This window comes from Streptomyces erythrochromogenes, assembly GCF_036170895.1.
GTDB classification, from domain to species: domain Bacteria; phylum Actinomycetota; class Actinomycetes; order Streptomycetales; family Streptomycetaceae; genus Streptomyces; species Streptomyces erythrochromogenes.
Genome location: NZ_CP108036.1, coordinates 620,837 through 632,951, shown reverse-complemented (window position 1 = coordinate 632,951; position 12,115 = coordinate 620,837). Strand labels below are relative to the sequence as shown.

The following is a 12,115-nucleotide window of genomic DNA, read 5'->3' as shown; positions in this document are numbered from 1 at the left end:
GCGGGTGTCGCGGCCCGGCCCTGGGGGACTACCCGAGGGGCAGGACCAGGTGGGCGGCGGAGTCGTCGACGGACGTGATCGTGGTGGTGCTGCTCCTGCCGTCGCCCGCGTCGGAGTAGAGCTGGTCCCTGCTGTTCACGACCAGCATGAGCCGGTGGTTCGCGGCGAGGTCGTAGCCGGCGGCCTGGAGCTTCCAGGAGGCGTTGTGGTTCTCACCGGGGGACACGTCCAGCAGGGTGAGGGGCTCGTGCGTGATGATGCGGGCGGTGTCGTCGGGGGCGACGTCGAACAGGTAGGCCACCAGTGTCGTGGCGGCGGCGGAGCTGCGGACGGTCAGGGCGAGCTCGGGGACGCCGCGGATGCGGCGGGCGTTCTGGAGCGGGCCACTGGTCCACACTGCGAGGTGCCGGCGGTCGAAGGTGCCGGTGGCGTAGGGCTTCGGGTTTCCCTTCCACTCCGCCTGGCCCGTCGTGATGACGGCGTCCACCGCGGTGGCGGCCGTGAGCTGTCCGGCGGTGAACTCCCGCTTCCAGCCCGTTTCCGGTGCGGTACCGAGGCCGCCGTCGCGGCGGTCGGTGGAGGAGGCGGTGAGGTACCAGGATTCGGTGGAGGTGGTGACGTCCGCCCAGGACGGCTTGGCCTCGCGGACGGCGGGCTCGGTGATGACGTTCTGCCCGGTCGCCGGGTCGATCCTGGTCTTGTACGTGAACATGATCTGGCTGTTGACCGGCGGCCACGCGGCAACGCCGTTGTCCGCCCCGAGCACGTGGTGGTCGAGCCAGGCGAACGCCTCCTCGACCGGCACGTTCGGCCCGCTGAACGGGATGGTGAGGCCGGCGCCCTCGGGCGCTGCGTGGTCGCCGATCCAGAGGTTGAGCCGCTTGGGCACGGTCAGCGCGTCGAAGTGCGCGATGGTCTGGCTGGCCGGGAACAGCGTCTCGTGCCAGGTGTTCGAGAAGAAGGTGGGGACGCCGCGGGCGTTGGTGTCGTCGAGGTACGACGACGGGGAGCGCTCCTTGAGCCACTTCTTCACCCCATCGGGGTTCCGGCCGGCCAGGAAGTCCTCCAGGAGCTGCCGGGTGGCCGGGTCGAACTTCCGCTCGATCGGGCCGCCGGTGAAGTCGATCAGCGCCTTGACCGCCGCCAGGTGCCGGGTGTCGTTCTGGTAGAGGCTGTCGGCCAGGTCGCCCCACGTGCTCAGGGCCACGACCGCGTCCACCCGGTCGGCCGGGTCGTTCGCCGCGACCAACTGGCTGATGCCGGACCCGTAGGACTCGCCGAAGAACGCGATCCTGCTCGGGTTGAAGTGCTGCTGGGCGTAGCCGATGACGGTGGAGCCGTCGGTCCAGTCCGAGGAGCCCGCCACGTCGATCGTGCCCTCGGAGGTCCAGGGGGCGTCGACGAAGCCGCCGCCCGGGAGGGGAGTCGTGAGGCCGATGCCGCGAGGTGTGTAGGCCAGTACGTGGTATCCGCGGAGCGCCAGCTGGAGGTACGCGTACTCGAACAGGATCCAGCCGAAGGGCGTCCAGCCCGACGGCACGATCACCACGGGGCGGGGCTCCGAGGTGTTGAGCTTGATCGTGTGCGCCGACAGCCGTACCCCGTCGTCGGCGGTGATCCGGGGGAAGCCGATCGTCGCCTTCTGCCGTACCTGTTCGGTGAGCTGCTGGAGGTCGGCGGTGAGCAGCGGGGTCTCCGCCGTGCCGTTCAGGGTGGCGACCAGGGCCTCGGCGACGTTGACGGCGTCCGGGTCCACGGATGTGGCCGAGGTGTAGATGCCCTGCCCGGCGATCCGGTTCAACTGGGCTGCGGTGACGTGGGTGATCGGGTTGTCGTCCTGCGAGTGGCTCACGAAGGGGTCCTCTCGAATTCGCCGACCGGGCGGGCCGATCGGTGCCGTGGGGGGCACCCGTTCTAGCCCAGCCGGATCGCCTCATGGCAGATATCTGGACATCTCCGGTCTTGGGGGAAGTGCGCGGAATTCACCCGTACGGCCCGTTTGGGGAGCGCTGGTTCCCCCGGGTCGCGGAGGACGATCAAGATGCGACGCCGAGTGGATGAACCTGCTCCCAAGGGCGCGCAGAGCGATCGACCTGATTCAGCTGCATATGCCAGTGGAACCAGGGCCGGCCAGGGTCGATCCGGCCGGCCCGATCGTTGACGGCCCGGCGGTCAGCGAGTACTGCGTTCGACGGTGGAGAGCACCCGCACCAGTGCGGGTGAGGCGGGGGCCGACGCGAAGCCGAAGCGCACGGGCGGGACGACAGGAGCCAGTGCGCCGAGGTCGGTCGCCTCGAAGAAGGCCCGGACGCTCGTGATCGGCCACAGGCCGCCCGCCGCGTACCACTGGCGACATCCGTGGCGCGAGCTCCCCCGGGTCCGCACGCCGGCCATCAGGCGCGCGGGCACGTCGGTCACGGCCGCCCACAACGGCCTGCGGGCGAGCGGTCGGGGCACAGCCCGCAGGGCCAGGCCGAGGGCTCCCTGACGCCCGACCCGGAAGTCCAGATCCAGGGGTCCTGCCGTGACGTCCCACGTGCCGCCATGAATCCGCACTCCCACCGGGGCCGTGCGGACCTCGTCGAAGTGGTAGACGCCGGCGATGTAGTCGGCCGTGCGGGCGCTGGGCGCGATCAGCGTGCGCCATCCGTCGGCGCGCTCCAGCATCACGTCACTGAACGGCCCGAAGGGTGACAGCGGCCAGTGGCCCACGACCACGCGCGTGCCGGAGCACGTGCCGACAGCGGCGATCCAGCCGTCGAACGTCAGACGTTCGTCTCCCACACCACACGCGTACCCGCTGCGCAGCAGGGCATACCGGGCGCCCGGTACCCGGGGCGGCGGCTCGCACCGCCGGGAAGGGCCACGGTCCCGGGCCGGGGCCCGAAGGTGTCCTCGCCGACGTGGATGGAGCCACGCCGGGACGGATCCCGGCCCTGCCCGTGGCGGCCGCGGCTTCGGTGAGGACGGCGTCCAGCGGGGCGCGGACGGTGACTCGCGGACCGGGCCCACCGGTGAGCCGGCGCCGCCGTTCGCACCCCGCCGGCTCGCGGGGCTTCAGTGGGCCCGCGTCGGCCTGCGATCCACGCGGGCGGGATGCCCGGTGGTGTCGCGAACGGCAAGGAGGAACGCGGTGACGGGGTCCGGTGCGGCCGGGACTTCGGCGCGCAGGATCCGGTAGCCGTCGAATTCCGCACCGTGGACGGTGCGCTGTTGCTGCAGCCCTTCCTGAGGCTGTTCCACCTTGCCGGCCTTCCGCTGGTGCCGCAGGGCGTCGGCACCAGCGGCAACGACTTCGGCGAGCCGGTTGGCGAAGGCCGCGTTGCACCCTCCGAGCCGGACGAAGCCGTGGCCTGCCACCGGCCCGTCGTTGCTCAGGGAGGGGAGGGTCAGGCCGGCGAGCGCGAGCGCCGCCTGAAGGTTGGCGACGGCATCCTCGCCGGCCTGGTAGGCGGTGTCCTGGCGCCGCTTGTACTGGATCCGCTCTGCGTGGGTCAGTTCGTACATGGTGCCGACCTCTCGTGATGGGTGTGGAGGGGATGCGCCGGAGCGCGTGGTGTGTTCGGTTCGGAGGGGGCGGGGCTTGTGCCCGGCACGCCGGCCTCGTGCGCACGAACCCGTCGTCGGGCATGCCCCTTCCCTGCGGCGCGTCGCTCGGGTGTGCCGCAGGGATCGGACGCCCGGGGTGCGGGGTGTGCGGGGTGCGGCGGTCCAGGCTGCCTTGCGGTGGGCAGGGGTGGGTAGACCGTCGGACTGAGTCTGCCTGCGGCCCGTGACCATCGGTTTCGATCTTCGTTTCAAAGGTGCAGGCGAACACCCCTTTGATGTGTGGGAAGGACCGGGTTGGCCAGGGAGTTAGCGGCTGCTACCGCCTTTGCTCTTCGCGGTCGCCGTCTTCGGGATGTTCGGCCCTGTTGCGCCGTCGTCCGACAGCGCAGTCTCCGCCGAGGCGCTCACCCGGGAAACCCTCTTCTGCGCTCGGACGGCGGACCGCTCCCGACGGCCGCAGGACGGTCGGCCGGCCGTCCTCCGATGGCGATGACGGTAGCGACTCGCGCCCAGGCCTCCCACGGGACCCCACCGACTCCTGCCGAGCGGACGATGGAGGAAGCCCGGGTCTGCCCACGCACCGCCGGCGCCCTGGCCTGCGTCGCAGCCGACACCGCCGTACGGATGGGGCCGTCATGCGCCGTACCTGTACCTGTGACTGCTGGACGGAGAGCGGGCAGCCCTCTTCTCTGCCATGGAGTAGCCGGGAGCAACGCCGTCCGGGCTGCGCCCGACGGTGGTCGTCCGGCCGAGGGCGGAGGCGGGCGGGTTCCGGTGCCGTGGAGCAGCGTTGCGCGGCGGCCGTGTGAGTGTGATCTGGCGGACCAGCTGCTGGAAGCACGCCAGCGCGGCGACCGCGGGAAGAGCGGACGACGTTCCGGCGGCGATCGTCCTGGGTGCCTGGGCGACGCACAGAAGCGTGGCCAGGGTGGAGAACAGCAGGACGATGGACCAGGAATGCAGGGCGCGGCGCTGGTGCAGCGCGGATCTGAGGATGGACAGAGAGGCGACCATCCAGGGGCCGTAGATCAGCAGGGGCCACCAGCTGACCACTTCGCGGGCCGTATGGAGTCCGGCGCTGTGGCGCAGGGTTTCGCAGATGGCCAGGCCGCTGAGGATGCTCACCAAGGCGGCGATGACGGCGACCAGCAAGGCGGTGAACAGGCTGCCCGTCCGCAGCAGGGTCACGACCGGCGGCCTCGACGGGCTCCGGCGGTGCCCACTGGAAGTCTGCCTGGGCGGCCGCTCGACGGGCGCGTGACTCAGCCCGGCGACGAGGCCCATGGCACTGACCGTGTCAGCCGCGGCGTCGAAGCCGACGCGGCTGAAGGTCTCCGGTTGCCGGGGTGCAGTGCTCTCCTGGAGAAGGATGGCGAGCTCTTCCGCCGGATCCCACGACCGATCGGCCTCACCGGGGCCGCCGAACGGCTGCCCGGGGGAGTGGTGCTGTACATGCTCCGGCTGACGCCAGAAGGCGGTGTCGTCCGGCCGGAAGTGGGGGGCGTGGACGTCCGGGGATCCGTACGGCTCAGACACGGGAGCTGCCGCCCGAACACTGGCCGCCGGCCATCCCGGACCGGTCGATGATCCCCGACCGCCGGTCGAAGTCGATCTGGATCATGCTCATCGCATGGAGGAAGTCCTCAAAGATCGAGGAAGAGTAACTCAGATCGACGGCCAGACTCTCTTTTTCCAACGTCGCGTTCCTGGGCTCGCTACAGCCGGTTGGGCGCGGAGTGAAGGTCCACTTTCCGATCCGAGTGGCCCCGGAGCGAAAGTCGCCCCCCTGCCCTTCTCCTTCCGCAGGTCGGCGGTAGGAGAAGGGGATCTTTGCTGTTGTCATATGCCGTAAACGCTGTTGATGTTGGTCAGGGTATGGGCCATCCGGGTGGTGGTGGCGAATGAATGGTTGTTCCCTGCCGCTTATCGTTTCTGCAAATGCGGCAGGAGAAGTGGCTACGCCCTGCCGCGCCGCAGTTCAAGGAGCCGAGGAGCGGCGGGCCGAAGGGGACCCGGCGCGACGGACTTCCCGCCGCTGAACTCCCGTTCGCCGCGACCCCTGACGGTCGAGCGCGCTTCATCGACTCAAGGGCTCTGCCCTGCGTTTCATCCTCGCCGCCGAGCCGCGACACCCCCCTCTCCGGCCACCCCGACATCGGCCGACCATCATCAAAGATGCTGAGATGCCAAGGCCTGCAGATTGCTGCGCATGGCTGCAATCCGAGGGGAGGGCGCAACCCTGCATATGCCGCTGCGTTATGCCCGGAGATCTCGGGGCTTCGATCGTGCGCGCCCTGGAACCATCACCCTTCGAAAGGACCGGCTGTGGGCGACATTCTCCTGTGGATCATGCTGATCTCCACCGCGCTGGGCACAGGTTGCGCTGCATTTACGTCATCGGGGACTGGCCGTCTGTGGCGCGTGGACGCCCTTGAGCTGCGGCGACAGCAACGCTTCAAGCACGTCCTGTCCTGCCATGTGGACGCCGTCCGGCTGCCTCCCCGGCGAGCTGTGGCACCGGTACGACCGGGAGAGTGCCCCTTCACGCCGCCGGCCGACTCCACTCGCTGAACGGCCGCGGCTCCGACGTCTCGCCGCCCCTTCCCTGTCTCCAGGGCCGCGCTCACGTCGGGTGAGGGGCGTCGACTTCGAGGGCGCTCCGGGCTCCGCGGCGCGGCGTGTCATGCCGGCGCCCGGGAAGTGGATGAGATCACTGAATCCCTTAAAAACCCCGGCAATCCGCACGCGGCCGGTCGCGTAAAAACCCCGGCAATCCACACGTAGCCGGTCGAGTAAAAAACCCCGGCAATCCGTACATTGCTGGCTTTGGTCTCGATATTGAGGTCACGTCAAAACGATGCGGCCTGCCTGGTTCCTGTTCGACGCATCTCAGTTCTGCATGCTTGGGGAAATTGGGGAAGCGCCAAAAGCGAAAGAAGTATCATCCGGGCGGGCGGCTGGTTCGAATTCGCAAGGGTCTGCCACCCTTCCCCGGGCCGCACCCATGGCGGCAGGGTCATCACTCGCACGCTGCACGATCGAGGAGGAACACATTGCGCGACCGACCGACGATGCCAGAATTCGTAGGGTCATATGAGTCTTCCGTGAGTAGGGTCGGGTGAGTACGGTGCCCCACGGTGACCGACCCGATCGCCGCCCGTGGTCCACTGCCCTGCGCCATGTCCTGCCTGCAGCATCACGGGTCGGGAACGCGGTGCGGGCGGGGCTGATGCGGGTGGTACGCCGCTTCGCTCAAGGGAGCTGGGACGGGGCGATCACCTCGAGCCGGACGAAAATATGCTCGGCGCGGGTACGAGAGGACGAATACCGAGCGGGCTTCTCCCTGCCCCCGCTGCCTACGGCGAGCACCGCGAGCGACTTCCACGAATGTCCGTGGTGCCTGTCCCTCGGAAATCCCGGTACCGACGGCCCGGCCGACCCCGCCGGGCCCTGACGGTGACGGCATCGGTGGGGGTGGTGGCCGGCTCACGGCGAGGTCCTCGCCGCCACCCCTGCGGCCAGGACGACGCCTGCCGTATGCCGACGCCCGTGGCGGTGGAACGGCAGTGACGGCCTGCCGGCCGCCGGCCGAAGGACGTCGACGGGGTCCGCACCGAGCGGTACGGACGATGCGTCCACATCCGCCGCAGTGAGCCGGCCGGGGCTGGCAGTATGCAGTGGGGGCGGTGACTCCCTTGATCATGTATCCGTCGAGTCGGAGGAACGAAAACGCATGCGCTATCTCCCCCTGGGCAGTTCAGGTCTGCTCGTGTCCGCCGTCGGCCTCGGCTGCAACAACTTCGGCGGGCGGCTCGACGCCCGGGCCACCCGTGCCGTCGTCGACGCCGCCCTGGACGCGGGCGTCACCCTCCTCGACACCGCAGACATCTACGGCGGCGCCGGCGGCTCCGAGCGGCACCTCGGGCAGGCCCTGAAGGGCCGCCGCGACCAGGTCGTCCTCGCCACCAAGTTCGGCTACGACGGCGTCGACATGAAGTACGGCCCCGCCGCCGGATCCCGCGGCGGACGCGCCTACATCCGGCGCGCCGTCGAGGAGTCCCTGCGCCGCCTCGAAACCGACCACATCGACCTGCTCCAGCTGCACAGCCCCGACCCGGCCACTCCCATCGCCGAGACGCTGGCCGCGCTCACGGAGCTCGTCGCCGAGGGCAAGGTCCGCTACATAGGCCACTCCAACCTCACCGGCTGGCAGCTCGCCGAAGCCGCCCACGTCGCCCGGGAGACCGGCTCCGTCCCCTTCGTGTCCGCACAGAACGAGTGGTCGCTGCTGGAGCGGTCGGCCGAGCGCGAGCTGGTCCCGGCGGCCCTCCACTACGGCGTCGGCGTCCTCCCGTACTTCCCGCTCGCCAACGGCCTGCTGACCGGCAAGATCCGCCGGGGCGCGCCCGTCCCGGCCGGCTCCCGCCTCGACGGCCGGGACGCCTACCTCACCGAGGAGCGCCTCGACGTGGTCGAGGCGCTGGCCGCGATCGCCGAGAAGCACGACCGCACCGTCCTCGAACTGGCCATCGGCTGGCTCTCCGCCCAGCCCGGCTGCGCCTCCGTCATCGCCGGCGCCACCTCCGCCGAGCAGGTGCGCGCGAACGCGGCCGCCGGCGAACGCCCGCTCGACGCGGAGCTGCTCGCCGAGATCGACGCGATCGCCCCGGGCGTCACCGCGTAGGGGCCGTGAACGCCGACGAGCGCTCCCCACGCCCCGCGGGGCATGAGGAGCGCTCGTCGCGCAGGCGGCCCGAGGCCCGCCCGGTCAGGACACGATGTCCTTGCGGGAGAAGCCGCGGAAGGCCAGGGCGAACAGCACCAGCGCGTACGACACCGACACCACCGCCCCCTTGGCCATCCCGCCCCACTCCAACTGGGGCTGCAGGGCGTCCGCCCACGCGAACTGCCAGTGCGCCGGCAGGAACTCGCGCCACGAGCCGAGCGCCGTCACCGCATCCAGCACGTTCCCGACGATCGTCAGCCCGACCGCGCCGCCCACCGCGCCCAGCGGCGCGTCCGTCCGCGTGGACAGCCAGAACGCCAGCCCCGCCGTCACCAGCTGCGACACGAAGACGAAGGCCACCGCCAGCGCGAGCCGCGGCACGGTGTCCCCGGCCGCGAGCGCGCCGCCCGCCGGGAGCTTCAGCGGCCCCCACCCGTACGCCACGGTGCCCGCCGCCAGCGCCACCACCGGCAGCAGCACGATCGCCGCCAGGCTGAAGCCCAGGGCCACCACCAGCTTGCTCCACAGCAGCCGCGCCCGCGGCACCGGCGACGCCAGCAGATAGCGCAGCGAGGACCAGCTCGCCTCCGATGCCACGGTATCCCCGCAGAACAGCGCCACCGGCACCACCAGCAGGAAGCCGGCCGACACGAACAGGCAGGTCGCGGCGAAGTTCGCGCCCGAGGCCGTGGCCGTGTCGATCAGGGTGATCCGGTTGCCGCCGCCGCGCCGGCCGTCCGGCCCGCCGCCCACCGCGAACGCGATGATCATGATGAAGGGCAGCGCGGCCAGCACCCCGCCCATCACCAGCGTCCGCCGCCGGCGCCACTGCCGCAGCGCCTCCACGCGCAGCGGCAGCGTGCGGCTCGCCCGGTAGCCCGGAGCCACCTCCCGCGCCGTCGTCGCCGTACTCACGCCGCACCTCCGATCAGGGTGAGGAACGCGTCCTCGAGTCTGCGGTGCGGCCCGACTCCGGTCACCGGCACCTCCAGCCGCACGAGTTCGGCGATCAGCGCGGCCGCGGTCGCGCCTTCGAGCCGTACGAGCAGCCCGTCGTCCGCGGCCACCACCGAACCCACGCCCTCCAGCGCCGCCACCTTCTCGACGGCCACTTCGTCCACCGGCTCGGCCAGGGTCACCAGCAGGGTGTCCCCGCCGCCGGTGATCTCGGCGACCTCGCCCGCCGCCACCCGCTGCCCGCGGTCCATGACCACCAGGTGCGTGCAGGACTGCTCGACCTCCGACAGCAGGTGGCTGGAGACGATGACCGTCCGCCCGCCGGCCGCGTAGCGGATCATCACGTCCCGCATCTCGCGGATCTGCGGCGGGTCCAGACCGTTCGTCGGTTCGTCGAGGATCAGCAGGTCCGGCATCCCGAGCATCGCCTGCGCGATCGCGAGCCGCTGCCGCATGCCCTGCGAGTACGTGCGCACCGCGCGCTCCAGCGCGTCGCCGAGGCCCGCGATCTCCAGGGCCTCCGCCATGTGCGAGTCCTCGGCGGGGCGGCCGGTGGCCTGCCAGTACAGCTCCAGGTTGGCGCGGCCCGTCAGGTGCGGCAGGAAGCCCGCGCCCTCCACGAAGGCCCCGACCCGCGACAGGACCGGCGCCCCGGCCCGCACCGCGTGCCCGAACACCCGGATCTCCCCGGCGTCCGGCGAGATCAGCCCCATCAGCATGCGCAGGGTGGTGGTCTTCCCGGCCCCGTTGGGCCCGAGCAGCCCCAGTACCTGCCCCTTCTCCACCCGGAACGACAGGTCCCGGACCGCGTACCGGTCCTGCGACTTCGCGTACCGCTTGGTCAGTCCCGTGATCTGCAGCGGTACGTCGGCCAGCGCCGGGTCCGGCTGCGGTACGCCGGCCCGCGCTCCGGCGGCGCCCCGGCCGGGCCGGCGGAACCCGAGCAGTGCCGCGGCCAGTGCCAGCGCACCCAGCGGCAGCCCCCAGGCCCAGGCGGGCATCCCCGCCGTGGCGGTCCGCACCTGCGGCGCGACGGGCACGGCCAGGGGGCCGTCCAGCGAGACCGTGTAGGCGGCCGTCGCGGCCGGAGTCGCGTAGCCGAGGTCCGTGGCGGCGACCACCAGCCGCAGACGGTGTCCCGCCGCGACGGAGTGGTCGATCGCGGGCAGCCTCAGCCGCACGGTCGTGCCCTGCTGCGCGTTCTCCACCCGCAGCGGGGCGACCAGCTGGGAGGGCAGCACCTGCTGCCGCCCGTCGGGCCCCACGTCGTACACCTTGCCGAACAGCACGGCCGAACCGTCCGCAGCCGTCGACCTCACCTTCAGGGTTACGGTCGGGGTTCCGGTGATCTGCAGGTCCTCGTCCAGCGGCGCCGACTCGAAGCGGGCGTTCTGGCCGGGGAAGTCCAGCGAGAGCCCGGCCCCGAAGGAGGCGAGCTGCCCGCCGATGCCGGGCAGGGAGGACAGCGCGGGGGGCGCGCCGCCCGCCGGGTTGGTGAAGGTCTGCTCCCGTCCCGTCAGGGCGAACTCCCTGGGGCCGGAAGCCAGCCCCGGGTAGCGGTCGCCGCTCGCGCCGCGCAGTATCACCTCGCCGTCGGTGGAGTCGATGCCGCCGGAGCGCGAGACCCGGAACGCCGGGCCGGTGTCCGCGCTCTCGTCGCCCGTGAGGTGGCGGTCGAACCAGGCTGCCACGCGGGCCTCCACCCGGTCCGCCTCGCGCATGCCGCCGTCGTGTCCGCCGGCCGCCCAGTCCACCGACACGGGTGCGCCGTTCGCCGCGATGGCCGCGGCCATCGCGTCGGCCTGGTCCAGCGGGAAGAGGGAGTCGTCCTGGCCCTGCACGATGAGGGCCGGCACCTTGATCCGGTCGGCGACCGCCGACGGACTGCGCTGTTCCAGCAGGGTGCGGGCCTCGGCGTCGGGCTTCCCGGCCACGGCGACGCGTTCGTACATCGCGCACAGCTCGGGGGTGAACCTCCCGCAGCCGGGACCGGTCGGGGTGCCGTCCTGGGGACCGGACCCGGTCGCGGCACCTGTTGCGGCGCCGGCCTCAGGCCGTCCGGCCCCGGCGTCCTGCGGCCGTCCGCCGCCGCCGACGTCCTGCGGCGCCGTCCCCGGCTGCTGCATCCCGGCGGCCGAGCCCGTCGTGAAGAAGATGCCGGACCACAGCTTCTTGAAGACGCCGCCCGGGAAGAGGGAGTCCGCGAGGTTCCAGTAGGTGATCTCCGGGGCGATCGCGTCCACGCGCCGGTCGTGACCGGCGGCCAGCAGCGAGACGGCCCCGCCGTAGGAGGCTCCCGACACCCCGACGCGCGGGTCACCGTCCGCGTCGAGCCGTACCTCGGGCCGGGCCGCCAGCCAGTCGATGAGCCGGGAGACGTCCTTGACCTCGTGCTCGGGGTCGTTCAGCCCGATCCGGCCGCCGGAGCGGCCGAAGCCGCGCGCCGACCAGGTCATGACGGCGTAGCCGTCGCGGGCCAGCCGCTCGGCCTGTTCACGGACGTCGTCCTTGCTGCCCCCGAAGCCGTGTCCGAGGAGCACGGCCGGACGTTTCCCCCTGTCGCCCTCCCCGCCGCGTGCGAGGAAGTAGGAGGTGTCGATGTCGGCACCGGGCATCTTCAGGACCTGGTCCTGGCGGTGCACGGCGGGCGCGTCGCCGGACGCGGACGAGGCCGTCCACGTACCGGCACCCGCCACGACGGCCAGCGCGGCGGCGCCCGAGAGCAGGCGGTCTCGGCGGCGCCGGGGCATTCGGAGCTTCATACGGGCACCCTAAACGCCCGGTACCCGGCCTCCGAGCACCCACAGGCGGAACCGGCGACCTTCTCAGGGACTAGGCCGCAGCCGTCATGTACCGCACCTGCGGTACGGGCGTCCGACCTGC

7 protein-coding genes are annotated in these 12,115 nt (G+C 71.7%); 1 reads left to right on the top strand and 6 read right to left on the bottom strand.

The window, feature by feature from the left end:
- Positions 1-28: 28 nt before the first annotated feature.
- From OHA91_RS03015 to OHA91_RS03000, 4 genes are all read right to left on the bottom strand, one after another.
- The gene (locus OHA91_RS03015; protein WP_266495822.1) at positions 29-1,852 is read right to left on the bottom strand and encodes a CocE/NonD family hydrolase; all 1,824 of its coding nucleotides are present in this window, start codon (positions 1,850-1,852) and stop codon (positions 29-31) included.
- Positions 1,853-2,172: 320 nt separating this feature from the next.
- Complete coding sequence (locus tag OHA91_RS03010; RefSeq protein ID WP_266495825.1) at positions 2,173-2,784, bottom strand: hypothetical protein; 612 nt, start codon at positions 2,782-2,784, stop codon at positions 2,173-2,175.
- A 273-nt stretch (positions 2,785-3,057) separates the two neighbouring features.
- Positions 3,058-3,507, bottom strand: a complete 450-nt coding sequence (locus OHA91_RS03005; protein ID WP_308288990.1) for a hypothetical protein — start codon at positions 3,505-3,507, stop codon at positions 3,058-3,060.
- A gap of 675 nt (positions 3,508-4,182) precedes the next feature.
- Positions 4,183-5,085 carry a hypothetical protein gene (locus tag OHA91_RS03000; RefSeq protein WP_266495828.1) on the bottom strand — a complete coding sequence of 301 codons (903 nt, stop codon included), beginning with the start codon at positions 5,083-5,085 and terminating at the stop codon, positions 4,183-4,185.
- 2,197 nt (positions 5,086-7,282) lie between these two features.
- Between OHA91_RS03000 and OHA91_RS02995 the strand changes: the two genes are divergently transcribed.
- Positions 7,283-8,233 carry an aldo/keto reductase gene (locus tag OHA91_RS02995; RefSeq protein ID WP_328738502.1) on the top strand — a complete coding sequence of 317 codons (951 nt, stop codon included), beginning with the start codon at positions 7,283-7,285 and terminating at the stop codon, positions 8,231-8,233.
- Positions 8,234-8,317: 84 nt separating this feature from the next.
- Here the strand turns inward: OHA91_RS02995 and OHA91_RS02990 are convergent, their stop codons facing one another.
- Entirely contained in the window at positions 8,318-9,190 is an 873-nt protein-coding gene (locus OHA91_RS02990; RefSeq protein ID WP_266495834.1) for an ABC transporter permease, read from the bottom strand.
- Positions 9,187-11,994 (bottom strand): alpha/beta fold hydrolase, encoded by a 2,808-nt coding sequence (locus OHA91_RS02985; protein WP_266495836.1) that lies wholly within the window; start codon positions 11,992-11,994, stop codon positions 9,187-9,189. Before OHA91_RS02985 ends, OHA91_RS02990 begins: the two co-directional genes overlap by 4 nt.
- Positions 11,995-12,115 lie beyond the last annotated feature (121 nt).

What these genes read in the sequence shown, in the direction of transcription:
- OHA91_RS02985 (WP_266495836.1), bottom strand. Translation starts at nt 11,994, where the DNA reads ATGAAGCTCCGAATGCCCCGGCGCCGCCGAGACCGCCTGCTCTCGGGC.
- OHA91_RS02995 (WP_328738502.1), top strand. Translation starts at nt 7,283, where the DNA reads ATGCGCTATCTCCCCCTGGGCAGTTCAGGTCTGCTCGTGTCCGCCGTC.
- OHA91_RS03005 (WP_308288990.1), bottom strand. Translation starts at nt 3,507, where the DNA reads ATGTACGAACTGACCCACGCAGAGCGGATCCAGTACAAGCGGCGCCAG.